This is a genomic window from Mesorhizobium sp. M0047 (assembly GCF_040323315.1).
In the GTDB taxonomy this organism is placed as follows: Bacteria; Pseudomonadota; Alphaproteobacteria; order Rhizobiales; family Rhizobiaceae; genus Mesorhizobium.
Window position 1 is genome coordinate 52,851 of sequence record NZ_JAMYUW010000032.1, and the last position, 22,609, is coordinate 75,459.

The window sequence follows — 22,609 nt, forward strand, 5'->3', positions numbered from 1 at the left end:
GATTTACGAGATGTCCAGGCAGAGATACTTCAGATCGGTGAAGGCTTCGAGCCCTTGGCGCGAGCCTTCGCGGCCGATGCCGGATTGCTTGACGCCGCCGAAGGGGATCGGCGCGCCGGTGATCTTGACGCGGTTGATGGCGACCATGCCGTAGTCGAGCGCGCGGCCCATGCGCTGCTGGCGGGCGCCGTTCTCGGTCACGACATAAGCGACGAGGCCATATTCGGTGGCGTTGGCGCGGGCGATTACCTCGTCCTCGCTGTCGAACGGCGTCACGGCGGCAACCGGTCCAAACGTTTCCTCGCGCATGATCAGCGCTTCATCGCTGACATCGGCCAGCAGCGTCGGCTGGTAGAACAACGGCCCGGCTTGATGCCGCGCGCCGCCGGCGAGGCAGCGCGCGCCATGGGTGAGCGCGTCGGCGACCTGTTCCTCGACTTTCTTGACGGCGCGCTCATGCATCAGCGGGCCGATGTCGATTCCCTGAGCAAGGCCATTGCCGGTCCGCAACGTCTCAATGCGCCTGGCGAAGGCGGCGCAGAAGCGATCATAGATCGGCCGCTGGACATAGATGCGGTTGGCGGCGAGGCAGTCCTGGCCCGATGTGGCGAATTTGGCGTCAATGGCGATGTTCACAGCTCTGTCGATATCGGCGTCGGCAAAGACGATCAGCGGCGCATGGCCGCCAAGCTCCATCACCAGCCGCTTCATCGTCGGCGCGCTCTGGGCGGCGATCAGCCTGCCGATTTCGGTCGAGCCGGTGAAGCTCATGGCGCGAACGCGTGGATCTTCGCACATCCGGCCGACGATGGTCGAAGCCTTGCCGGTGACGATGTTGAAGACGCCGGCGGGCAGGCCGGCGCGCTCGCCAAGTTCGGCCAGCGCCAGCGCCGACAGCGGCGTTTCCGAGGACGGATGCGCAACGATGGTGCAGCCAGCCGCTAGTGCTGCCGCTGCCTTGCGAGTCAGCATAGCCGCAGGAAAATTCCACGGTGTGACGACGCCGACGACACCGATCGGCTCACGCCGCACCATCATTTCGGCGTTCGGCAGATGGCTGGTGACGCTCTCGGCGTTCAGACGTTTTGCTTCTTCGGCATACCACTCGACGAAGGAGGCGGCATAGTTGATTTCGCCCAGCGATTCCTGCAGCGGCTTACCCTGTTCCAGCGTCATCAGCAAAGCGAGGTCTTGCTTGGCGGCAATGATCAGCTCGAACCATTTTCGCAGTATGTTAGAACGCTCCTGCGGCAACAGCGACCGCCAGGCCGGAAAGGCGCGCGCGGCGGCATCGATCGCCTTTGTCGTCTGCTTGCCATCGAGCGCGGCGACGAAAGCGACAGTCGTGCCGGTGGCCGGATCGGTGACCTCGAAGCTTTCAGCGGCTTCGCTTGCCGTCCAGTGGCCATCGACATAGGCGAGTTCACGCAGCAGCCGGTGGTCGGCCAGGCGATCGAGCGCTTCATGGCGATGCGAGCGGGCGAAATGCGCGGACATGGTCGAGGCCTCCCGGTTCGGACTGATAGGGGAAGACTATCCGTCCTGTGCAGACAGAGGGGCTGTTTGGGTGCCCTGATGTAGAGAGTTTCTCTCTATTACGTCCTTGGGCGAGACGATCTCTCCGATCCCTATGGCGAGACCGGCAACAGGTCGGCTACAGGCAGCGCAATCTCGTCCTTCACTGTCTTGATGACGATGTAGGTGAAGTAGCGATCGATGCCGATCTCGCGGTCGAGCAAGCCATCCACCAGGCGCTGGTACGCGTCGATGTCACGTGCCATCACTTTCAGCACATAGTCGACGCCGCCGCCGACGGACCAGCAGGCGACGATCTCGGGAATGTCGCGGATGACGCGCTCGAAGCGGTCGAAATCGGCCTGGCGGTGGTTGGCCAGCGTCACCTCCATCAGCACGGTTGCGACGGGTGCGACGACGCGCATGGCGATCCTGGCGTGGTAGCCCGAGACGATGCCGGCCTTTTCCAGCTTGCGCAGCCGCATCCAGCACGGCGTCGGCGACAAGCCGACCTGCTCGGCCAGTGCCAGCTTGGTGATGCGTCCGTCGCGCTGGATGGCGTCGAGGATTTTCAGGTCGATCGGGTCGAGTTTCGGGGCAGTCATCGGCATCCACTTTTCGTCGACTGCACCATGACGGCGCATTATTTCGATTGTCAATTGCACTGATTTCGATCTCTAATAAGTCATGACATTGTGGCATCCCGATCCCAAGCTCATCCGACGGCCAGCCTATCAGACGCTTGCCGACCAGTTCGCGCGCGCCATCCATGACGGGCGCCTGGCCAATGGCGCACGGTTGCCGACGCATCGACGGCTGGCCGACGACCTCAAGCTTTCGGTGCAGACGGTCAGCCGCGCCTATGAGGAATTGATCCGCCGCGGGCTGATTTCGGGCGAGATCGGCCGCGGCAGCTTCGTCCAGACGCAGCGCCGCGAGCCGGAACCGCCCTATCTGCCGGAGCGGCTCGGCGAAGTCATCGATCTGTCGATCCTGAAACCGGTCTGCGAACCGATGCATCTGGAGCGGTTGAGGCAGGCCTTGGGCTGGCTGGCCGAGAACCTGCCGTCGAGTTCAGCATTGTCGTTCCGGCCCAACATGGTGTTTCCACGTCACCGCGCGGTGGCGGTCGAATGGCTGAAACTGTGCGGGCTCGACAGCTCCGCGCAGAACATCAGCCTGACCAACGGCGCCACCGCCGGCATGACCGTGGCGCTGATGAGCGTGGCGCCGCCCGGCTCGACGGTCGCCACCGAGGCGATCGGTCACCACACGCTGGTGCCGCTCGCCCGTTATCTCGGCTTCAACCTCGAAGGCCTGCCGATCGACGACAATGGCCTTATTCCGGAGGCGCTTGACGAGGCGTGCCGGCTTTCCGACATTCGCGCCGTCTTCGTGCAGCCCTCAGTGATCAATCCGACGGCGACGCTGATGGACGCGCGGCGGCGCGAAGAAATTGCCGCCGTCGCACGCAAGCACGACATCGCCATCATCGAGAACGATGTGCTCGGTCCCCTGGTCGAGGATCGGCCGCCGCCAGTCGCTGCGTTTGCGCCCGAGCGTACGCTCTATGTCACCTCCTTTACCAAGATCGTGGTGCCCGGCCTGCGTATTGGCTATCTCGCCGCGCCGGACCGCTATGTCGCCGCCGTCGCCAACCGGCATCTGGTCTCGAACTGGATGGCGACGCCGCTGGTCGCCGAGATCGCCACCAAATGGGTCACCGACGGCACCGCGATCGAGCTTGTCCACTGGCAGCGCGCGGCGCTGCGGCGGCGGCTGGATATAGCGGCGGAGGTGCTGGCCGGGGTCGACTATCGCGCCCGGCGCGACGGGCTGCATGTCTGGCTGCAACTGCCCGCCGATCGCGCCGAGGAAAGTTTTGTCGCCCAGGCCCGGCTGCAGGGCGTGGCGATTGCACCCGGCACATCCTTCCGCATTTCGGATGCGCCCTGGCATCCGGCGGTGCGCATCTCGCTGGGTTCGACCACTGAGGGGGAACTGCGCGCCGGCCTCGGCGTTGTCACCAAGCTTTTGCTTGGCGATCCGGAACATCTGTTGCTCGCCATCTAGGCCGCAAGTGCTCGGAAATTGTGCGGAATTAGAATAATTGTCATGGTATTATTTTCCCAATTGACATGATTTGGCGCGTTCCGCATCGTTAAGAGCCTAGACCTCTCCAGGACGGGGAACCGCATTGCCCACGCCCATCATCAACATCGACGCCATTTCCAAAAGCTTCGGCACTTTCAAGGTGCTGGACGGCCTGTCGATGCAGGTCATGCCTGGCGAGAAGCTGGCGCTGATCGGCCCGTCGGGCTCGGGCAAGACGACGATCCTACGCATCCTGATGACCTTGGAGCGCATCGACGGCGGTCATATCCAGATCGACGGCGAGCAGCTCTATCACGTGGAGCGCAACGGCCAGTTGCTGCCCGCCGATGAGCGGCATTTGACGAGGATGCGCCAGAAAATCGGCATGGTCTTTCAGCTGTTCAACCTGTTTCCGCACAAATGCGTCATGGACAATGTCACGTTGGCGCCGATGCTGACCAAGGGCACGCCGCGCGCCGCCGCCGAAAAGCGGGCGATGGAACTGCTCGAAATGGTCGGCATGGCCGACAAAGCCAAGAACATGCCGGCGCAGTTGTCCGGCGGACAGAAGCAACGCGTCGCGATCGCCCGTGCACTCGCGCTGTCGCCGAAGATCATGCTGTTCGACGAGGTGACGTCGGCGCTCGATCCGGAGCTGGTCGAGGAGGTGATGAACGTCATGCGCAAGCTCGCCGCCGAGACCGACATGACCATGCTGCTCGTCACCCACGAGATGGGTTTTGCCCATGATTTCGCCGACCGGGTGCTGTTCTTCGATCGAGGCAAGATTGTTGAGGAAGGCAAGCCCGACGAGATTTTCCGCAATCCCAAGCAGGAGCGTACGCAAGGCTTCCTGAAGAAGATCATCGCGGCCGGACATCGCGTCTGACCGCAATGCCAAGGGCGGCGAAGCCGTCCCTCAGGCGGCAACGCCGCCCGTACAAAAGCAGGACAAGGAACAAGGAGTTGGGAACAATGAAGAAATTTGGCATTCTGGCCGGCGTCGCCGGTCTTGCGCTGACGGCGGTGCTGGCCGCCTCGACCGCCGGTTCGGCCGACGACAGCAAGCTCGAGCAACTCAAGGCGCAAGGCTTTGCCCGCGTCGCCATCGCCAACGAGCCGCCCTATACGGCGGTCGCCGCCGATGGCAAGGTTTCCGGCGCTGCACCCGATGTGGCGCGCGAGATCTTCAAGCGCCTCGGCGTCGCCGACATCGTCGCCTCGATCTCCGAATATGGCGCGATGATCCCCGGCCTGCAGGCCGGGCGCTTCGACGTCGTCACCGCCGGCCTGTTCATGAAACCGGAGCGCTGCGCCGCCGTTGCCTATTCGGAACCGGTGCTGTGCGACGCCGAGGCGATGCTGGTGAAGAAGGGCAATCCGAAGGGTTTCAAGAGCTATGAGGATGTTGCCAAGGACGCGACCGCCACCATCGGCGCGCCCGGCGGCGGCACCGAAGAGAAGCTGGCGCTCAATGCCGGCGTGCCGCGCGAGCGTGTCATCGTCGTGCCGGATGGCCAGAGCGGCGTGAAGATGCTGCAGGATGGCCGTATCGACGTCTACTCGCTGCCTGTTCTGTCGATCAACGACCTGGTCAAGAAGGCCAATGATCCAAACCTCCAAGTCATCGCGCCGGTGCAGGGCGCGCCGGTCTATTGCGACGGCGCCGCCTTCAAGAAGGGCGACGAGGCGCTGCGCGATGCCTTCGACGTCGAACTGGCCAAGCTGAAGACATCGGGCGAGTTCGCCAAGATCATCGAGCCCTACGGTTTCTCGGCGGCGGCCGCGATGTCGACGACACGCGACAAGCTCTGCGCGGCGAAGTAGGCGCGCCTTTTTGCCCTTCTCCCCGTTTGCGGGGAGGAGGTGTCACGAAGTGACGGATGAGGGACGGCGCCTACTTCTGAGAGTTTAGCGTCGCTCCTCATCTGCCTGCCGGCATCTTCTCCTCGTGAACGGGGGGAAGGACGCTAAGGCCAAACGTAGGAAACATCGAATTTCATGACTCAGTGGTCCGGCTATTTCGGCCTGATATTGCAGGGAGCGCTTGTCACCATCGAGCTGACGCTGATGGGATCGGTGCTTGCCCTGTTCATGGCCTTTCTTGCCGGAATGGGACGGCTGTCGCGCTTTTTCATTCTGCGCGCGCTGGCCACCGCCTATATCGAATTCTTCCGCGGCACCTCGATTTTCGTGCAGTTGTTCTGGGCCTATTTCGTGCTGCCCTTCATCGGTATTTCGCTGACGCCACTACAGGCCGGCGTGCTGGCGCTTGGCCTCAATGTCGGTGCCTACGCCGCCGAAGTGGTGCGTGGCGCCATCCAGTCGATCGGCCGCGAACAGTACGAGGCCTGTACCGCGCTCAACCTTGGCCGCTGGCAAGGTATGCGTCACGTCATCCTGCCGCAGACGCTGCTGGTGATGCTGCCGACCTTCGGCAACAACGCCATCGAATTGCTCAAGGCGACCGCCGTTGTGTCGCTGATCTCGCTTGCCGACCTGACCTTCCAGGCGCAGGTGGTACGCTCGCAGACCGGTAACACCATGGTGCCGTTCACCACCATCCTGTTCATCTATTTCATTCTGGCGCTGCTCATCTCATGGGGCATGCGCTCGCTGGAGCGCCGCATGGCGCGCGGCCTCGATGGGGTGCGCGTCTGATGGCCGATGCCCTTCTGATAAATTGGGCCTGCTGATGGAATGGGATTGGAATTTCGTCTGGCAAATCATGCCGACGCTGATCCAGGGGGTGAAGATCACCATCCTGGCGACGCTGCTCGGCTCGGTGCTGGCGGCGATCGTCGGGCTGGGCATCGCGCTGGCGCGCCGCTCGCCCAACAAGGCGTTGTCACGCACGGTCGGCTTCCTGGCCGAGTTCATTCGTGGCACGCCGTTGCTGGTGCAGCTCTATTTCATCTTCTACGTGCTGCCAGATATCGGCATCCTGTTGCCGCCGTTGGTGGCCGGTGTCATCGGGCTCGGGCTCCACTACGGCACCTACACGGCGGAAGTCTACCGCGCCGGCATCGACAATGTGCAGCGCGGCCAATGGGAGGCCGCCAAGGCGTGCAATCTGAGCGCCGGGCAAACCTGGACCCATATCATCATTCCGCAGGCCATTCCGCCGATGATCCCGGCGCTGGCCAATTATTTCATCGCCATGTTCAAGGAAACGCCGCTGCTGTCGGCGATCACCGTGCTTGAGCTGATGAACCAGGCGAAAAGCGTCGCCAACACCTATTATCGCTATATCGAGCCGATCACGCTGGTCGGCGCTTTCTTCCTCGTCATCAGTCTGTTTTCGGTGGTGCTGCTGCGCTGGCTGGAACGCCGCTACGGCAAAATCGAGAGGTAGTTCGTGAAACTCTTGCCCGAGATCAAGGTCCATCAGAAGCGGCCAGCGCTGGATGCCCGCCCGCTTGAGCGGCGCGTCGGCCTGATTATCCTGGCCACCGATCACACCAGCGAGCCGGATTTTCGCCGCATGGTGGCGAGCGAGCGGATCGGCGTCTATGTCGCGCGCATTCCCTACGCCAACCCGACGACACCGGAGAATCTGCGCAAGATGCAGCCGGCGCTGACGGCAGGCGCGGCCCTGATCCTGCCCGACGAACCGCTCGATGCGATCTGCTATTCCTGCACGTCGGCCTCGGTGGTGATCGGCGATGCCGAGATCGAGGCCGCGATCCAGGCCGCCAAACCCGGCGTACCAGTCGTCACGCCGCCGATGGCCGGCGTACGAGGGCTGCGTGCGCTGGGTGCACGCAAGATCAGCATTCTCACGCCCTACACGGTCGAGACATCCAGGCCGATGGCCGCCTATTTCGCCGCGCAAGGGTTCGACATCGCCAGCTTCACCTGTCTCGGGTTCGAGGACGATCGCGAGATGGCGCGCATCGCCCCGGCAAAGCTTGTCGATCTCGCGCGTGAGGCGACGGAAGCCAGCGCCGATGCCCTGTTCGTGTCCTGCACGGCGCTGCGCGCTGCACTCGCGGTCACCTGCATGGAAAAGGCGATTGGCCGCCCCGTAGTGACCAGCAACCAGGCGACAGCCTGGAATTGTTTGCGGCTTTGTGGAGATGACACGCAGCGTCCCGAATTCGGCCGTCTGATGACGCTGCCGCCCGGACAGTAAGACAATGACGCGCGCCATCGCCCTAGCGGACATCCGTATCGCCCGTGAGCGTATCGCCAACAAGATCGAGCGCACGCCAACGGTTTTGTCCCATAGCCTTTCGGAACGCTGCGGCGTGCCGGTTTACCTCAAGCTCGAACATCGCCAAACCACCGGCAGCTTCAAACTGCGTGGCGCCTCCAATGCGGTCGCTTCGCTGAGCACCGATGAGAAGGCGCGCGGCGTCGTCGCGGCCTCGACCGGCAATCATGGTCGGGCGCTGGCGCACGCGGCAAAGCTCGAAGGCCTGCGTGCGGTAATCTGCATGTCGCGGCTGGTGCCGGGCAACAAGCTCGACGAAATCCGCCGGCTTGGCGCGGAGGTCCGCATTGTCGGCAACAGCCAGGACGATGCCCAGCAGGAGGTCGAGCGGCTGGTCGCGCAGGAAGGGCTGGTGATGCTGCCGCCCTTCGATCATCCTTCCATCATCGCCGGGCAAGGCACGCTCGGGCTGGAGATGATCGAGCAGGTTCCGGATGCTGCTCTCGTTCTGGTCCAGCTCTCTGGCGGCGGGCTCGCCTCCGGCGTTGCCGCAGCCATCAAAGGCGTCAGCCCCGGGACAAAAATCATCGGTGTCTCGATGGCGCGTGGTGCGGCGATGAAGGCCAGTCTCGATGCCGGCCACCCGGTGCTGGTGGAAGAATTGCCAACGCTGGCGGATTCGCTCGGCGGCGGCATCGGCCTCGACAACCGGCTGACCTTCGCCATGTGCCGCGACCTGCTCGACGATGTCATCCTGCTAAGCGAGGACGAGATCGCCGCCGGCATCCGCCACGCCTATGCGCAGGAGCGCGAGATCGTCGAGGGCGCCGGCGCGGTCGGGATCGCCGCGCTGCTTGCCGGCAAGGTCGGAGCGAATGGACCGGTGGTCGTGCTTCTCTCCGGCCGCAACATCGACATGAATGCGCACCGCAGGATCGTCTGCGAGGCGCCATTGTTGAAGGAGGATGCCGTATGAGCCGGATGACGATCCTTACCGAAGCCGAATTGCGCTCGATCGTGACGCTGGATCTCGATGCGGTCGCCTGCGTCGAAAATGCCTTCCGCGCGCTCGCCACTCTGCCGGTGGCGATGCCGCCGATCCTGCGGCTCGACATTCCCGAGCATCGCGGCGAGGTCGACGTGAAGACCGCCTATGTGCCGGGTATTGACGGCTTCGCCATCAAGATCAGCCCCGGCTTCTTCGACAACCCCAAGCTTGGCCTGCCCAGCGTCAATGGCATGATGGTGCTGCTCTCGTCGAAAACCGGTTTGGTCGAAGCGCTGCTGCTCGACAATGGGTATCTCACCGATGTCCGCACGGCTGCCGCCGGCGCGGTCGCGGCCAAACATCTGTCGCGGCCGGACTCCTCAGTGGCAGCGATCTTTGGCGCCGGTGTGCAGGCGGGTTTGCAACTCGAAGCACTCATGCTGGTGCGGCCGATCGCCGAGGCACGCATCTGGGCGCGGGATGCCGTCAAGGCTGAGACGACTGCTGGCGCGTTGCGCAAAAAGCTCGGCATCGCCGTGCGCGTCGAACCAGATCCCGCAAACGCGGTTGCCGGCGCCGACATAATCGTCACCACCACGCCGTCGACCGAGCCGCTGCTCAAGGCGGGGTTTGTTTCCGCGGGCCAGCACGTCACCGCGATGGGCTCCGATGCCGAGCACAAGAACGAGATTGCGCCGGCAATCCTGCGCATGGCCGATCTTTATGTCGCCGACAGCGCCATCCAGACAAGGCGGCTGGGTGAATTGCATCATGCCATTGCGGCGGGTGTGATGGCTGGCGATGCAGAGGTGACCGAGCTCGGCCAAATCATCGCCGGCGCAAAACACGGCCGGCGTTCGCCCGGCGACATCACCATTGCCGACCTGACCGGTACCGGCGTGCAGGATACGGCGATCGCCACGCTCGCCCGCGATCGCGCGCGGGCGGCCAATTCCGGAACTATTTTCGAAAGCTGATGCTGGCCGCAAGAGCATGATCCGGAAAAGTGGGAACCGGTTTTCCGAAGAGATCATGCTCAAACAAGGAAATTGACTGGAGCCGGATTCAACGAAGTTGAAACAGGCTCCAGGCCCAACAAACGAGGACCAAGAACAATGCAGCCGAACCTGAAATTCTCGCGAGGCGAATATGCGGATCGCCTGGCCAAGACGCGGAAAGCCATGGAAGCGAAGGGCGTCGATCTCCTGATCGTCAGCGATCCCTCCAACATGGCCTGGCTGACCGGCTATGATGGCTGGTCGTTTTATGTACATCAGGCCGTCATCGTGCCGCCCTCGGGCGAGCCCGTGTGGTACGGCCGCGGCCAGGACGCCAACGGCGCCAAGCGCACCGCCTATCTCGCGCATGACAACATCGTCGGCTATGCCGATCACTATGTGCAGTCGACAGAGCGCCACCCGATGGATTTTCTGTCCAGCGTGCTTGCCGATCGCGGCTGGGGCAAGCTCACCATCGGCGTCGAGATGGACAATTACTGGTTTTCGGCCGCCGCCTTCGCATCGCTGCAGAAGCATCTGCCTAACGCCCGCTTCGTCGACGCAACCGCGCTGGTCAACTGGCAGCGGGCGGTCAAGAGCCCGACCGAGATCGACTATATGCGCAAGGCTGCCCGCATCGTCGAAGCGATGCACCAGCGCATCTTCGACAAGATCGAAGTCGGCATGCGCAAATGCGATCTCGTTGCCGAGATCTATGATGCCGGCACGCGCGGCGTCGATGGTATCGGCGGCGACTATCCGGCGATCGTCCCGCTATTGCCGTCGGGCGCCGACGCTTCGGCGCCGCATCTGACCTGGGACGACAAGCCGATGAAGCGGGGCGAGGGCACCTTCTTCGAGATAGCCGGCTGCTACAACAGGTATCACTGCCCGCTGTCGCGCACCGTCTTCCTCGGCAAGCCGACACAGGAATTCCTCGATGCCGAGAAGGCGACACTGGAGGGCATGGAGGCGGGCCTAGCCGCGGCGAAACCCGGCAACACCTGTGAAGATATCGCCAATGGCTTCTTCGGCGTGCTGAAGAAATACGGCATCGTCAAGGACAACCGGACCGGCTACCCGATCGGTCTGTCCTATCCGCCGGACTGGGGCGAACGCACGATGAGTCTGCGTCCCGGCGACCGCACCGAGCTCAAGCCCGGCATGACCTTCCATTTCATGACCGGCCTGTGGTTGGAAACGATGGGACTGGAGATCACCGAGTCCATTCTGATCACCGAAACCGGTGTAGAGTGCCTGGCCAATGTGCCGCGCAAACTCGTGGTGAAGGATTGAACCCGATGTCGAGTCTACGCCCATCACCGATCGCGCCGACGGTGGATTTCGACCATGACGGCGTCCAGCACGGTTTCCTGCGCCTGCCCTACAGCCGAGACGATTCGGCCTGGGGCTCGGTGATGATCCCGATCTGCGTCATCCGCAACGGCAAGGGGCCGGCGGCACTGCTGACCGGCGGCAACCATGGCGATGAGTATGAGGGGCCGCTGGCGCTTTACGACCTCGCCCGCACGCTCGATCCCAAGCATGTCAGCGGCACCGTGATCATCGTGCCAGCGATGAATTATCCGGCCTTCCGCGCCGGCACGCGTACCTCGCCGATCGACAAGGGCAATATGAACCGCAGTTTCCCCGGCCGGCCGGACGGCACGGTGACCGAGAAGATCGCCGACTATTTTCAACGTGAGTTGCTGCCTCGCGCCGACATCGTGTTCGATTTCCATTCCGGCGGCAGGACGCTGGACTTCGTGCCGTTCTGCGCCGCGCACACTTTGCCGGACAAGGCACTGGAGCAGAAAGCCTTCGAGGCGGTTGCGGCATTTTCTGCCCCGTTTTCGATGCGCATGATCGAGATTGATTCAGTCGGCATGTACGACACGGCAGCCGAAGAGATGGGCAAGGTTTTTGTCAGCACCGAACTTGGTGGCGGCGGGACCTCGCGTGCGCAAACCGTACGGATCGCGCGGCGCGGTATTCTCAATGTGCTGCGTCATACCGGCATCGTTGCCGGAGCGGTCGAGAAGAGCCCGACGCAGTGGCTCGACATGCCGTCGGGCGATTGTTTTTCGTTCGCCGAGGAAGACGGCATGATCGAAACCATGGTCGATCTTGGCGAGCCGGTCGAAGAAGGCGCGGTGCTTGCCCGCATCCATTCCACCGGTCGCACCGGCATAGCCCCCCAGGAAATCCTGGCAAAAATGTCGGGCATGTTGGCGGCGCGGCATTTCCCCGGCCTGGTCAAGGCCGGCGACTGCGCGGCGGTCGTGGCTGTGCACGTCTGAAGCTTGAACCTGCGGCAAATGTTGTCCATCCTGGCTTGTTTCCGCCCTTCGGCGCGGCGGAAAGAAGCAGGATGGCGAGCGGAGTCGACATTGCCCGAGGATGCCACTATATAGCGGCGGCTTCGACCCGCGCGCCTGAGGGCAGCGACCTCGAAGCGACTGTAAATGTGTTGTGAGTTGCGCCATCTATTGTGACGAAAATCGGCTCGGAAACCGGAAAAAAGCAAATAGAAACAGTGGCGCAACGCTGGGCGTGACCCAGCCTCGGTACCGACCCCTCCAGAATCAGAAAATGTTCTTGACCCTTCGATTTCCTATGGCTCTGTGGACGTTGGACGGCATCGGCTTGCCGAGTGACCGCGACTCGGCTGGAATGGGGACATGCATCCTTTGCGGGGTGCCGACGTTTATGATTACCAACCGGCTTTGCCGCAAGGGAACAGCAGTATGAGTGAACATGCGATCGAGTTCTTGCAGGAATGGATCGGTGAGAAGGTCCACTGCCAGCCTTCCGAGGCCCGGATCGAGAAGCAGGCCGAGACACTGGCCAAGGAATGCGCCGCCAAGGCCGCCGAAGTCGGCATACCCCTGGAAGATATCCAGGAGGAAGTCGGCGACATCAAGGAACTCATCGCCTCCAGGCTCGAGGAAGCGGCCGAGGCCGACGAGCGCCAGCAGGCGTCCAGCAAAGCAGCGAAATGATCAAATAGGGGCGACCCCCTGCATGAAACACGCGGGCTTGCTTGGCCGCGTTTTCGTTTCAACGATCAATTTCAGCCAAATTTTTCTTTCAGCCACGCCTTCGGCAGCGCCGGCACGAAATTGCCGTCGCGTCCGCTCATGTCGTCATTGGCGACCAGCGCGTTGAGGATCGCTTCCTCCGCGACCTGGATCACCGCGTCGAAAAACGGATCGATGTCTGTGTCAGGGATGAACTCGGCACTGGCGATGCTGCCGGATGGCGCCAGAGCCGCTGCGGGATTAGCGGTCGAGAAGGCGAGAAAAATGTCGCCGGAGCTGTGGTAGCCGAAGCCGCCGGTCATGGAGACGCCGAGCGGCACCCGGCGTGCCAGCCGCTTCATCTGGTGCGGCAGGAATGGTGCATCGGTGGCGATGACGGCGATGATCGAGCCCTTTTCGGCGCGCGGCGCACCTTCGCGGATCGCCGGTTCGACGAGTTCCAGCCCGGCACGCAAGCCGCGAATGGTAAAATTGTGTCGCTTGCCGAAATTCGACTGCACGAAGGCGCCGACGGTGTAGGCATGGCCTTGCCATTCGACGACGCGCGACGCGGTCCCTGAACCTGCCTTGAAGGCGAAGGTGATCATGCCGGTGCCGCCGCCGACGCTGCCTTCTTCGATCGGTCCGCTGGTCGCACCGTCAAGAGCGTGGGCGACGTGCTCAAAAGTCAAATGGTGGCCGTTGATATCGTTGAGGAAGCCGTCATAGGTCTCCGCCGCTACCGGCAGGCCCCAGGCGCTGTCGATTGCCGCCGGCAGCACGCTTTGCATCCAGCGCAGCGTGCCGTCGCGTGAGACACCGCAGGAATGCGTGTTGGTGATGGTGATCGGGAAGTTGAAAGCACCGGTTTCCTCGACGATGTGCGAGCCGGTCAGTTCGCCATTGCCGTTCTGGCTGAAGATGCCGGCGAAGACCGGCGTGGCAAGATCGGCGCGCGGCCTGGGCAGGATCGCGGTCACGCCGGTGCGCACCGGTCCCTGGCCGACGACGAGCGCGCCGTCGCCGGAAATCAGCGTCGCGTAACCGACCGCCACTCCGGGCACATCGGTGATCGCGTTGCACGGCCCGGGCGTCCCGTCGAAGACGATGCCAAAACTTCGCGCGCGGGGTTTGCCTGAAGGCGTTGCCAGATGGTTCGGATTGTCGGTCATGGCATCAGAACAGCGATCCCTGATTGCCTGATACTTTGGCCTTGGCTGCTGGTTTGGCCACCGCTTTCGGTTTTGCCGTGCCGCTGGTTGCAATCGCATCGGCGGTACCGTCCGCGAACTCAAGCGAAAGCGCCATTCCCGACGCCACCTCAGATGCTTGCTTGATCACCGCTCCGTCGGCGTCCTTCACCAAGGCGAAGCCGCGTGCAAGCACCGCCTTGTGCGACAGCGTCGCCATCAGCCTTTCGGCTTGTACGACGCGGCCGCGCAGGCGCTCCAGCCTGAGCCCCACGGCTTGCGTTCCGCGTCTTGTTAAAGCTGTCAGCAAATCCCTCTGCACGCGTTGACGCCGCGCTGTGGGCTCGATCGTGATGCGGCCTTGCAGCAAAGCCAGTTGCTGCCTGTGCCGCTGCAGCGATGCCCTGGCGCATTTCGGCAACTGGTCCGCCGCACGATTTAATTCCGCACGCCGGGCTCTTGCCAACGCGCGTAGCGCCACTTGTGCCCGCAAAAGATTGCGCTCATTGGAGCGCCGCACCTCGGCAATGCGCTGGGACAGCATCGCCGGTGTCAGCTTTACAGCGAAGAACCGTGCCCGCTTTCGTTCGGTGGAGATCAGCAGGCCGCGGCCGAGCCTAGATGTCGCATCATCGAGGCGCCGCCGCGGCAGCGCCAGCAATTGATCTGGCGAGGGGAGAGCACGGGCGGCCGCACGGGCAGCCTGCCGCTTGCGTTCGAAATTGCGCAGGACCGCCGCCTTGAGCCGCGCGCCGAGGCTGGCAAGCGTGGCTTCAAGGTCCGCCTTCACCGGCACTGCAATCTCGGCCGCACCGGTCGGGGTCGGTGCCCGCACATCCGCGACGAGGTCGATCAGCGTCCAGTCGGTCTCGTGGCCAACAGCCGAAATAACCGGAATCGCGGAGGCGGCAACGGCACGGGCGAGCGCCTCGTCATTAAAGCCCCAGAGGTCTTCGAGGCTGCCGCCGCCGCGCGCCACGATCAGCAGATCGGGGCGCTGGATGGCGCCGTTCCAGGCCAGCGCGTTGAAGCCGTTGACCGCCGCAGTCACTTCCGCGCCTGATGTTTCGCCCTGCACGCGCACCGGCCAGACCAGGATGTGCAGCGGAAACCGGTCCTTGATGCGGTGGATGATGTCGCGGATGACGGACCCTGTCGGCGAGGTGACGACGCCGATGACGCGCGGCATGAACGGCAGCAACCGCTTGCGGCCGGTGTCGAACAGGCCCTCAGCCTGCAGCCGCCGTTTGCGCTCTTCCAGCAGCGCCATCAGCGCGCCGGCGCCGGCCGGCTCCAGATTGTCGATGACGATCTGGTAGTTGGACTTGCCGGGATAGGTGGTGAGCTTGCCGGTGGCAATCACCTCCATCCCCTCTTCGGGGCGGAACTTCAGCCGGCTCATCGTGCCCTTCCACACCACGGCGTCGAGCCGTGCGCGGTCGTCCTTCAGCGCGAAATAGGCATGACCGGAGGAATGCGGCCCGCGATAGCCCGAGATTTCGCCGCGCACACGCACATTGCCGAAGACGTCCTCGACCGTGCGCTTCAGCGCGCCGGAAATCTCGCTCACCGTGTATTCGGTGGCGTTTGTGCGTGATTCGGATGATGCGTCGCTCATCGGCCGATTGGGGGACGGTTGGGCGCCCGCGTCAAGGTGGCCGCTCTCGGCCAGGCGTTCATAACCCCCGTGCCTGACCGCCTACCAGCCGGGCAGGATCTGGTTCGGCTTGCTTCGCCGCAGCTTCGTGAAGGCGAGCGCCGCGAAATCGAATGTCCCGGTGTCCTCGCTGAGCGGCACGGAAATATTGTCGAGGCTTTCTGAAATATGGCGGGCGAGCGCGTCGACGATCTCGGGTCGCGACGTCTGGCCGCGCATGATGCCGATGCGGCAATCGGGCAGGGCGCCGAAGCCGTCGGCCTCACCCAGCACCCGCATGCCCGGTCGCAGCGCGCATTCCGGCAGCACCGAGATTGCCAGGCCTGAAAGCACCGCGGCGGTGATGACGGTGGCCGAGAAGCTGGTGAACAGGATGCGATAGTCGCGGTTCTGCTGGTCGAGCACATCGACAGCGGCACGCCGCCAGATGCAGTTCGGCCGGCCAAACGCCATCGGCAGGGTTTCCTGTTCATGCGTTGCATGGTTGGCCGAGGTGACCCACAGCAGCGGTTCGCGCCGCACCACCTCCGACTGGCCGCGTACATCGTTATGCGTCACCAGCGCCAGGTCGAGATTGCCGCGCTTGATATGCTCGACCAGCCCCGGTGTCGGTTCGCAGATGACAGTCAGTTCGACGCGCGGATTGGAGCGCGTGAACCGCGCCATGATTTCCGGAAGGAAACGGTCAGCATAATCGTCCGGCGTGCCGATGCGGATCGTGCCTTCGAGCCGCCGGTCATCGAAAGCAGCGAGCGTCTCGCGGTTGAGATAGAGCAGCCGGCGCGCGTAGGACAGCAGCTTGTCGCCTTCCTCGGTCAGTCTGTTGGTGCGCCCGTCTTTCTCGAACAGCGGCTTGCCGATCCGCTCTTCCAGCCGGCGCATCTGCATCGACACCGCCGACTGCGTCCGGTGCACCTCTTCGGCCGCTCTGGTGAAGCTGCCGGTGTCGGCAATCGAGATGAAGGTCTGCAACTGATCGAGATCGAGAGGCGATTTCATCGACATGATCCATCACTAGTGTTGATGCCAAAGATTAGAAACATTCGTTGGATTAATCAATCGCATCATGTCAAATTCGCATTGTCCACATGAAAGCATGTGAATTGGGACCGCAATCGCCGCCGCTAGCGCCGATTGCTAGCCTTGCTCGTTCGAGTCTGAAGGAGACCGACATGACCACGTTTGATTTCGCCACCGAGACCTCGCGCATCACCTCGCGTCCGGCCGTTGCGACGCGCGTGGCAAACACCATTTCCAACGTCTACCGCGCCTGGAAAAACCGCCGCGCCTTCTATCGCCTGGGAGAGATGTCGGACGCCGAACTCGCCGATATCGGCCTGACGCGCGCCGACCTGCATGTCGCCATCGACGTGCCGTTTGGCCGCGACCCGACGGCGATGTTGCGCGAAATCGCCAGCGATCGCATCGAGACGATCGAGGATTTCGCCCGCAAGGTCGCTTGATCGACAGCTTGTTGTTCAGGTTGCTTTGAACCTTTTAGAGGTTCGGCGCGACTGAAAAGTATGCAGGCCCCACTCCCTGCCGGATCCCCGCCGGCCGCCTGCACTCTGCCCGGTCCTCCCAGGACCGGGCTTTTCTTTTCTTGGTTTGGGATGGCGCTTGTTGTCGACCTACCGCCGGTCCATGTCCCGCTTGAACTGGTCGAAGATCGTTTCCACGCCCTTCTGGTAGTCGTCACGCTGCTGGGCGCCGGTTTCGAACATTTTGCCGAACAGGTCGTCGAAGGGATTCCTTGGCCTGCCGCTCGGATTGGTCTGTGGCTGAGGTGCCTGACGCTGCTGTGGGGGCGCTTGAGGCTGCTGCGGCGCTGGCTGGCCGCCCGGGATGCCGAAGCCGCCACCGCCGCCCTGCCGCAACATCTCCTCGAAGATCTTTCCCAACTGATTGTCGCCATAAGGGCTTTGCGTCTGCTGCGGCTGCGCGCGGCTTTGCGGCTGAGGTGCGCCGCCGCCGAACATGTCCTGCAGCACCTTGCCGAGCGGATTGTCGCCATAGGGATTGGGTGCCGGCTGCGGCTGGCTTTGCGGCTGTGGCGCCCCGCCGCCGAACATGTCCTGCAAAACCTTGCCGAGCGGGTTATCCATCGGGCTCTGGGGCTGCGGCGCCGGGGCCTGCATGCCGCTGCCTTGCCGCATCATCTGCTCGATGATCTCGCCGAGCGGATTGTTGCCGCCGCCAAAACCGCCGGCGGCCTGCATCTGGTTTGTCGTCTGCTTGAACAGCCCGCCCATGACCATCGAGGCGATCGCCGGCAGCATCTGCTGAAGGATCTGTTGACTAACGCCGCTCGCTTGCGCCGCCTGGCTGGCGACGGCGCGCGACAGATCCTTCGAGCCGAACAAATGTCCGAGAATGCCGTTGCCCTCATCGACGCCTTGCGGCGAGAAGGCTCTGGTTGCGTCCTCGAAATACTTGGCGTGCTGGCCGCTGGCCATCGCCGTCATGAAGGCGCCGAGGCCATAGGGGTCGGCGGTGTTGCGTTGCAGCCCCTGCGAAAAGGCCGGCAGCAATGCGGCAACCGCCGCTTGCGTCTGCTGCATCGAAAGCCCGTATTGCTGGGCAAGGGCTTGCATTCCGTTGCCGTTCTGGGCCTGCGTCAGCATGTCGAACAAGGTAGGCATCGGCGTCTCCTCCGGAAATCCTCGCCGAAGAAGCCTAGTTTGTTTCGACTTCCGATTAAAGCGGCTTTTGCCGATCGATCGGCTGCGTCATATCCGAGGCCTAATAGGCGTATTCCATGAAAACCGGTTCGATCGAGCCGCCCCAGCGCGTGTGATAGGCTGACAGCATCTCCTCGGCGCTGGTTGTGCCGCGGGCGACGACCTCGTCCAAAGTGTTGAGGAAGGAGGTCTCGTCATAGCCGTCGCGGTTCTTCTTGCCGCGGTTCTTCAGCCCCATGCGCGAGATGACCAGCACGTCGCGCGCGATTTCGCGCAGCGTGGCGTTGCGGAAGGGCGCGGAAATGCCTTGTTCCGGCACCGCGTTGCGCATCGCCAGCGTTTCTTCATACGTCCAGCTCGAGGTCAGCGCCTCGGCGGCGTCCAGCGCTGCCTCATCATAGAGCAGCCCCACCCAGAAGGCCGGCAATGCGCAGATGCGCCGCCATGGCCCGCCGTCGGCGCCGCGCATCTCGAGGAAGCGCTTCAACCGCACGTCCGGGAACAGCGTCGACAGATGGTTTGCCCAATCGCCCATTGTCGGCAGCCCGTCCGGCACTTCATTGCGCGCGGCCCCGGCCATGAACTGGCGGAAGGTGATGTGCGTCATGTCATGATAGTGGTCGTCGCGGATGACGAAATACATCGGCACGTCGAGCGCCCATTCGACATAGTCGGCGAAACCGAAATCGGGCGAGAAGCAGAATTCGAGCAGGCCCGAGCGCTGGTTGTCGGTGTCGCGCCAGATGTCGCCGCGCCAGCTTTGCAAGCCGTTCGGGTGACTTTCGGTGAAAGGCGAATTGGCGAACAATGCCGTCGACAGCGGCTGCAGCTTCAGCGACACCTGCATCTTGCGGCGCATGTCTGCCTCGCTCTCGAAGTCGAGATTCACCTGGATCGTGCAGGTGCGGTACATCATGTCGAGGCCCTTGGTGCCGACTTTGGGCATGTAGCGCGTCATGATCTCGTAGCGCGATTTCGGCATTTTCGGCGTCTCGGCCAGCGACCATTTCGGGCTGCCGCCGAGGCCAAGAAAGCGGATGCCCATCGGCTCGGCGATCTCGCGCACCTGCGCCAGATGGGCATTGCCCTCGCGGCAGGTCTGGTGGATCGTCTCCAGCGGCGCGCCGGACAGCTCGAACTGGCCGCCGGGTTCCAGCGAAATCGCACCTTGGCCGGTCGGTTCGACAAGGCCGATGATGCGGCCGTCATCGATGATCGGATCCCAGCCGAGTTTTGACTGCATGCCTTCGAGGATGGCGCGGATGCCGCGCTCGCCGCCATAGGGCACAGGTGCGTTGCCGTCGACATAGAAGGGGAATTTCTCGTGCTCGGTGCCGATGCGCCACTTGTCGCGCGGCTTGTTGCCTTCGGCCAGATGCTCGACGAGTTCGTCGACACCTTCGATCGGGCGGAAATCGGTTGTATCGCGCGCCATTTGTAAGCCCTCAGCACATGACCGCGAAAATCTGCTTTCGATTTTCGGAAGGACCATGAACCCAATGAAATGCTACAGCGTCCTTTGTGTGTCCGAAAGGACGCGTGGCGCTATAGGACGATCGGACGATCGCCGGCGCTAAATGGACGAAATGTCAGCAGACGAGCAAGCGAAAAATCCTGAGCCACAGGTGAACAGGAATTGAACGGTGCCGCACTCTCCGTCCCTTGCGAGAGATGACGTCTCACCAGTCTCCAACCGTCGCCTGCATCACCGCGAGCGCGGCCACCGCGGCCGTATCGGCGCGCAGGATGCGCGGTCCGAGTGGAATGGCGGTGACGAAGGGCAGGGCGCGCAGCATCTTGCGCTCGTCGTCGGAAAAACCGCCCTCCGGCCCGACCAGCAGGCCAAGCTTCTTTTCCTTGACCGCCTGCAGCGCGGGCAGCGGATTGTGCGACGAGGCATCCTCGTCGCAGAAGATCAGCCGCCGTTCCTTGTCCCAACCGGTCAGCAAACGCTCGAATTTTTCCGCTTCGCGCACCTCCGGCACCGCCAGGATGCCGCATTGTTCGGAAGCCTCGACGACATTGGCACGCAGGCGATCGATGGATGGCTTTGCGACCTGCGTGTGCTGGGTGATAACCGGCTGCAGGACGCCGGCGCCCATCTCGACCGCCTTTTGTACGAGATAGTCGAGGCGGCCCTGCTTCAGCGGCGCAAAGCAGTAGACGAGGTCGGGCAGCGGCGGCTGCGGCCGTTGCAGCACGGACACTTTCAGCCGCACGGCCCTTTTTGTCTTCGCTGCAATGGCCGCCGACCATTCGCCGTCGCGGCCGTTGAATACCAGGATTTCGGCACCTTCGCCGAGCCGCAGCACGTGCAGGAGATAATGGCTTTGCTGTTGACCGGCCTCAAATTCGATGTCTGGCCGCAGATCGTCGGGCACGAAGAGACGTTGCATCTTGTAGTTGGCGCGCATTGGCGAGGAATGAGCGAGCCGGCCGCCGGCGTCAAGCCTCTGCCGACGGATGCCACACGGGTCGAAAGCCTTGCCGCAGCACGGCAAGCGTCGTGGCCGGTGTCAGCAGCGAGAGCGTCTTGCCTTCGAGCAGGGCGAAATCGGCGGGTGGGCCATATCCGCCAAAAGACCAACGCAGTACCTTGCCGCCGCGCAAGGCATAAGCGTCGCCGCCATCCGCGATCAGGGCGCCGTCCGGCAGGCCGGCAAGCTCCTCAAAGGCCACCATCGCCAGCCGGCCGCCCGACGCCAGCCGCTCCTTGTGCAGCCGCTTGTCGACTTGCGGGGCGCGCGGCTCGGCAATGCCGAAAGCTTCGCCGAAGCGGCCGACGAAATCCTTGGCCTGTTCGCGCTGGCAAAAGAAACAGGGGCGATGCCCGGCCGCCAATGCCGTCACTTCGTCGAGGAAGAACAGCTCGGTCCACCCCGCTCTACCGCCCTCCCGGTTGCGGCCCATCGGCTCGCGCCGCACATTGCGGAATTGGCAGACGCAGATGATCCAGGCCTGAAGCGCCCAGCGCTTCTTCAACAGCGTCTTCGTCTCGGGATCGTGGATGATGCCGCGATTGCCGGTGAACAGCCCGCGCTCGGGTACGGCGTGGATGACACCGAACGGATCGACCCGGTTCTGCAGTGGCATAGTTTTCTCCCGCAATACCCATCTTGGCTGCAATACAGACGGCATGATATCGCTCGTCGCATTCATTTTCATGTCAGCAGGGTTTTGCGATGCGGGTGCTGGTGGTCCAGAACTACGACAATACCGGCCTTGGTCAGGTTGGTGCCGCGCTTGCGGAGGCGGGCGCCGATCTCGATCTGCGTCTCCCCTACAAGGGCGACAGCCTTCCGGACGACGCGACCGGGCATGATGCCATGGTGGTCCTCGGCGGTGGCCAGAATGCGCTGGCCGATGACGAGTACCCCTATTTCCCGGCACTGCTCCAGCTGACCCGCGATTTCGCCGACAAGAATCGCGCCGTGCTCGGCATCTGCCTCGGCGGCCAGCTCGTTGCCCGTGCCTTCGGCGGCGAGAACCGCATCGGCGGCGCCAACGAGTTCGGCTGGCGCGGCGTGTCGCTGACGCTGGACGCCAAGGCCGATCCGGTGCTGGGCGCGCTGCCGGAACAATTCCCGATCTTCCAGTGGCATGACGACACCTTCGTGCTGCCGGAGAACGCCGTGCGGCTAGCCGGCAACGATGTCGCCGAAAACCAGGCGTTTCGCGTCGGCCGTGCGGTCTACGGCTTCCAGTTCCATTTCGAGGCCGACCGGCCGATGGTCAAGGACTGGAGCACGTCCTTTGCCACGATCATCGCCGCGCGCCACCCCGATTGGGCCGGCACGCTCGACGGCGAAATGGCCCGCAACGGCCCCGACGCGGACGCTGCCGGCCTCGCCATCGCCCGCGCCTGGGTGGCGACGATCTGAGCATCCGTCCCTCAGGGCCTCGCCGCGTGACATAATTGGCACGCGGTGGCGAAACCGTTGGGGAAAACCGCTTTCATCCTTGGCTTGTGTCCGCCCGCTATCCTAGAAGGCGCGCGCTCCGCATCTTTTGTGCAACCGCGATGAACCTTTGGTGTGACCGGCGCGACACACCGTCGATACAGAACGTGCCTAGAAGCGCAAAATCGTCGAAATTTTGAAGCGAATTCTCCGTTTCAACGCATTGGTAACCGCCTCGTGCACAGATGCCGAAAGCTCAACAAGAGATGACCTCCGTGAAAGCAGCGCTTCTGTCCTTTGCCATGTTGTCCGCCATCGTGCTTTGCGGTCTGGGCATCTATGCCGCGGACGCGGCCAACAACCACAACGCCGTCGACGGCTACGGCGTGACCGCCTCGCTGCACTAAAACC

Annotated in this window: 23 protein-coding genes; 14 read left to right on the plus strand and 9 right to left on the minus strand. The window is 63.2% G+C overall.

All coding sequences use genetic code 11. From position 1 onward, the window contains the following. Window positions 1–3 precede the first annotated feature (3 nt). Both NKJ89_RS25390 and NKJ89_RS25395 read right to left on the minus strand, forming a co-directional pair. On the minus strand, window positions 4–1,497 hold the full coding sequence (locus NKJ89_RS25390; RefSeq protein ID WP_352606576.1) for an NAD-dependent succinate-semialdehyde dehydrogenase: 1,494 nt from the start codon (window positions 1,495–1,497) through the stop codon (window positions 4–6). 131 nt (window positions 1,498–1,628) lie between these two features. Next, complete coding sequence (locus tag NKJ89_RS25395; RefSeq protein WP_352606623.1) at window positions 1,629–2,120, minus strand: Lrp/AsnC family transcriptional regulator; 492 nt, start codon at window positions 2,118–2,120, stop codon at window positions 1,629–1,631. Window positions 2,121–2,202: 82 nt separating this feature from the next. On the opposite strand from NKJ89_RS25395, the gene ehuR reads away from it, so the two are divergent. From ehuR to NKJ89_RS25450, 11 genes are all read left to right on the plus strand, one after another. Then, window positions 2,203–3,588, plus strand: a complete 1,386-nt coding sequence (gene ehuR / locus NKJ89_RS25400; protein ID WP_352606578.1) for a MocR-like ectoine utilization transcription factor EhuR — start codon at window positions 2,203–2,205, stop codon at window positions 3,586–3,588. A 124-nt stretch (window positions 3,589–3,712) separates the two neighbouring features. Next, window positions 3,713–4,498, plus strand: a complete 786-nt coding sequence (gene ehuA, locus NKJ89_RS25405) for an ectoine/hydroxyectoine ABC transporter ATP-binding protein EhuA (protein ID WP_352606580.1) — start codon at window positions 3,713–3,715, stop codon at window positions 4,496–4,498. A gap of 86 nt (window positions 4,499–4,584) precedes the next feature. After that, on the plus strand, window positions 4,585–5,436 hold the full coding sequence (gene ehuB / locus NKJ89_RS25410; protein WP_352606582.1) for an ectoine/hydroxyectoine ABC transporter substrate-binding protein EhuB: 852 nt from the start codon (window positions 4,585–4,587) through the stop codon (window positions 5,434–5,436). Window positions 5,437–5,610: 174 nt separating this feature from the next. Then, window positions 5,611–6,270 carry an ectoine/hydroxyectoine ABC transporter permease subunit EhuC gene (gene ehuC, locus NKJ89_RS25415; RefSeq protein ID WP_352606584.1) on the plus strand — a complete coding sequence of 220 codons (660 nt, stop codon included), beginning with the start codon at window positions 5,611–5,613 and terminating at the stop codon, window positions 6,268–6,270. 34 nt (window positions 6,271–6,304) lie between these two features. Continuing rightward, window positions 6,305–6,964 (plus strand): ectoine/hydroxyectoine ABC transporter permease subunit EhuD, encoded by a 660-nt coding sequence (ehuD, locus tag NKJ89_RS25420; protein WP_352606586.1) that lies wholly within the window; start codon window positions 6,305–6,307, stop codon window positions 6,962–6,964. 3 nt (window positions 6,965–6,967) lie between these two features. After that, window positions 6,968–7,744, plus strand: a complete 777-nt coding sequence (eutA, locus tag NKJ89_RS25425; RefSeq protein ID WP_352606588.1) for an ectoine utilization protein EutA — start codon at window positions 6,968–6,970, stop codon at window positions 7,742–7,744. Window positions 7,745–7,748: 4 nt separating this feature from the next. Then, window positions 7,749–8,741, plus strand: a complete 993-nt coding sequence (gene eutB / locus NKJ89_RS25430) for a hydroxyectoine utilization dehydratase EutB (protein ID WP_352606590.1) — start codon at window positions 7,749–7,751, stop codon at window positions 8,739–8,741. Continuing rightward, window positions 8,738–9,730 (plus strand): ectoine utilization protein EutC, encoded by a 993-nt coding sequence (gene eutC / locus NKJ89_RS25435; protein WP_352606592.1) that lies wholly within the window; start codon window positions 8,738–8,740, stop codon window positions 9,728–9,730. The genes eutB and eutC overlap by 4 nt, the downstream gene beginning before the upstream one ends. Before the next feature lie 138 nt (window positions 9,731–9,868). Next, on the plus strand, window positions 9,869–11,047 hold the full coding sequence (doeA, locus tag NKJ89_RS25440) for an ectoine hydrolase DoeA (protein ID WP_352606594.1): 1,179 nt from the start codon (window positions 9,869–9,871) through the stop codon (window positions 11,045–11,047). Between the two features lie 5 nt (window positions 11,048–11,052). Then, the gene (gene doeB, locus NKJ89_RS25445) at window positions 11,053–12,051 is read left to right on the plus strand and encodes a N(2)-acetyl-L-2,4-diaminobutanoate deacetylase DoeB (protein WP_352606596.1); all 999 of its coding nucleotides are present in this window, start codon (window positions 11,053–11,055) and stop codon (window positions 12,049–12,051) included. 447 nt (window positions 12,052–12,498) lie between these two features. Then, complete coding sequence (locus tag NKJ89_RS25450; RefSeq protein ID WP_352606598.1) at window positions 12,499–12,753, plus strand: hypothetical protein; 255 nt, start codon at window positions 12,499–12,501, stop codon at window positions 12,751–12,753. 71 nt (window positions 12,754–12,824) lie between these two features. On the opposite strand, the gene NKJ89_RS25455 is transcribed toward NKJ89_RS25450, so the two are convergent. From NKJ89_RS25455 to NKJ89_RS25465, 3 genes are all read right to left on the minus strand, one after another. Continuing rightward, complete coding sequence (locus NKJ89_RS25455) at window positions 12,825–13,943, minus strand: DmpA family aminopeptidase (RefSeq protein ID WP_352606600.1); 1,119 nt, start codon at window positions 13,941–13,943, stop codon at window positions 12,825–12,827. A 4-nt stretch (window positions 13,944–13,947) separates the two neighbouring features. Then, a complete protein-coding gene (xseA, locus tag NKJ89_RS25460) occupies window positions 13,948–15,579 on the minus strand; it encodes an exodeoxyribonuclease VII large subunit (protein WP_352606602.1) in 1,632 nt (543 codons plus the stop codon). Between the two features lie 81 nt (window positions 15,580–15,660). Further along, window positions 15,661–16,617, minus strand: a complete 957-nt coding sequence (locus tag NKJ89_RS25465) for a LysR substrate-binding domain-containing protein (RefSeq protein ID WP_023756837.1) — start codon at window positions 16,615–16,617, stop codon at window positions 15,661–15,663. Window positions 16,618–16,790: 173 nt separating this feature from the next. Between NKJ89_RS25465 and NKJ89_RS25470 the strand changes: the two genes are divergently transcribed. Beyond that, window positions 16,791–17,081, plus strand: coding sequence for a DUF1127 domain-containing protein (locus tag NKJ89_RS25470; protein ID WP_023756836.1), 291 nt, complete (start codon window positions 16,791–16,793; stop codon window positions 17,079–17,081). A 168-nt stretch (window positions 17,082–17,249) separates the two neighbouring features. On the opposite strand, the gene NKJ89_RS25475 is transcribed toward NKJ89_RS25470, so the two are convergent. The 4 genes from NKJ89_RS25475 to NKJ89_RS25490 form a co-directional block, all read right to left on the minus strand. Beyond that, window positions 17,250–18,260, minus strand: a complete 1,011-nt coding sequence (locus NKJ89_RS25475; protein ID WP_352606604.1) for a DUF937 domain-containing protein — start codon at window positions 18,258–18,260, stop codon at window positions 17,250–17,252. A gap of 100 nt (window positions 18,261–18,360) precedes the next feature. Next, complete coding sequence (locus tag NKJ89_RS25480; RefSeq protein ID WP_023756833.1) at window positions 18,361–19,734, minus strand: glutamate--cysteine ligase; 1,374 nt, start codon at window positions 19,732–19,734, stop codon at window positions 18,361–18,363. Window positions 19,735–19,978: 244 nt separating this feature from the next. After that, the gene (locus NKJ89_RS25485) at window positions 19,979–20,713 is read right to left on the minus strand and encodes a 16S rRNA (uracil(1498)-N(3))-methyltransferase (protein WP_352606607.1); all 735 of its coding nucleotides are present in this window, start codon (window positions 20,711–20,713) and stop codon (window positions 19,979–19,981) included. Between the two features lie 31 nt (window positions 20,714–20,744). Continuing rightward, entirely contained in the window at window positions 20,745–21,392 is a 648-nt protein-coding gene (locus NKJ89_RS25490) for a hypothetical protein (RefSeq protein WP_023756831.1), read from the minus strand. Between the two features lie 89 nt (window positions 21,393–21,481). Here NKJ89_RS25490 and NKJ89_RS25495 point away from each other — a divergent pair, with 89 nt between their 5' ends. Together NKJ89_RS25495 and NKJ89_RS25500 are read left to right on the plus strand one after the other, a co-directional pair. After that, window positions 21,482–22,180: a type 1 glutamine amidotransferase gene (locus NKJ89_RS25495; RefSeq protein WP_352606609.1), complete on the plus strand. Its 699-nt coding sequence runs from the start codon at window positions 21,482–21,484 to the stop codon at window positions 22,178–22,180. 293 nt (window positions 22,181–22,473) lie between these two features. Further along, complete coding sequence (locus NKJ89_RS25500; RefSeq protein WP_280948931.1) at window positions 22,474–22,605, plus strand: hypothetical protein; 132 nt, start codon at window positions 22,474–22,476, stop codon at window positions 22,603–22,605. The last annotated feature ends 4 nt before the right edge of the window (window positions 22,606–22,609 follow it).

What these genes read in the sequence shown, in the direction of transcription:
- NKJ89_RS25475 (WP_352606604.1), bottom strand. Translation starts at nt 18,260, where the DNA reads ATGCCTACCTTGTTCGACATGCTGACGCAGGCCCAGAACGGCAACGGA.
- ehuR (WP_352606578.1), top strand. Translation starts at nt 2,203, where the DNA reads ATGACATTGTGGCATCCCGATCCCAAGCTCATCCGACGGCCAGCCTAT.
- xseA (WP_352606602.1), bottom strand. Translation starts at nt 15,579, where the DNA reads ATGAGCGACGCATCATCCGAATCACGCACAAACGCCACCGAATACACG.
- ehuC (WP_352606584.1), top strand. Translation starts at nt 5,611, where the DNA reads ATGACTCAGTGGTCCGGCTATTTCGGCCTGATATTGCAGGGAGCGCTT.
- NKJ89_RS25485 (WP_352606607.1), bottom strand. Translation starts at nt 20,713, where the DNA reads ATGCGCGCCAACTACAAGATGCAACGTCTCTTCGTGCCCGACGATCTG.
- NKJ89_RS25395 (WP_352606623.1), bottom strand. Translation starts at nt 2,120, where the DNA reads ATGACTGCCCCGAAACTCGACCCGATCGACCTGAAAATCCTCGACGCC.
- NKJ89_RS25480 (WP_023756833.1), bottom strand. Translation starts at nt 19,734, where the DNA reads ATGGCGCGCGATACAACCGATTTCCGCCCGATCGAAGGTGTCGACGAA.
- NKJ89_RS25390 (WP_352606576.1), bottom strand. Translation starts at nt 1,497, where the DNA reads ATGTCCGCGCATTTCGCCCGCTCGCATCGCCATGAAGCGCTCGATCGC.
- NKJ89_RS25490 (WP_023756831.1), bottom strand. Translation starts at nt 21,392, where the DNA reads ATGCCACTGCAGAACCGGGTCGATCCGTTCGGTGTCATCCACGCCGTA.
- NKJ89_RS25455 (WP_352606600.1), bottom strand. Translation starts at nt 13,943, where the DNA reads ATGACCGACAATCCGAACCATCTGGCAACGCCTTCAGGCAAACCCCGC.
- ehuB (WP_352606582.1), top strand. Translation starts at nt 4,585, where the DNA reads ATGAAGAAATTTGGCATTCTGGCCGGCGTCGCCGGTCTTGCGCTGACG.
- NKJ89_RS25465 (WP_023756837.1), bottom strand. Translation starts at nt 16,617, where the DNA reads ATGAAATCGCCTCTCGATCTCGATCAGTTGCAGACCTTCATCTCGATT.
- eutC (WP_352606592.1), top strand. Translation starts at nt 8,738, where the DNA reads ATGAGCCGGATGACGATCCTTACCGAAGCCGAATTGCGCTCGATCGTG.
- NKJ89_RS25470 (WP_023756836.1), top strand. Translation starts at nt 16,791, where the DNA reads ATGACCACGTTTGATTTCGCCACCGAGACCTCGCGCATCACCTCGCGT.
- NKJ89_RS25495 (WP_352606609.1), top strand. Translation starts at nt 21,482, where the DNA reads ATGCGGGTGCTGGTGGTCCAGAACTACGACAATACCGGCCTTGGTCAG.
- doeA (WP_352606594.1), top strand. Translation starts at nt 9,869, where the DNA reads ATGCAGCCGAACCTGAAATTCTCGCGAGGCGAATATGCGGATCGCCTG.
- doeB (WP_352606596.1), top strand. Translation starts at nt 11,053, where the DNA reads ATGTCGAGTCTACGCCCATCACCGATCGCGCCGACGGTGGATTTCGAC.
- eutB (WP_352606590.1), top strand. Translation starts at nt 7,749, where the DNA reads ATGACGCGCGCCATCGCCCTAGCGGACATCCGTATCGCCCGTGAGCGT.
- ehuD (WP_352606586.1), top strand. Translation starts at nt 6,305, where the DNA reads ATGGAATGGGATTGGAATTTCGTCTGGCAAATCATGCCGACGCTGATC.
- NKJ89_RS25450 (WP_352606598.1), top strand. Translation starts at nt 12,499, where the DNA reads ATGAGTGAACATGCGATCGAGTTCTTGCAGGAATGGATCGGTGAGAAG.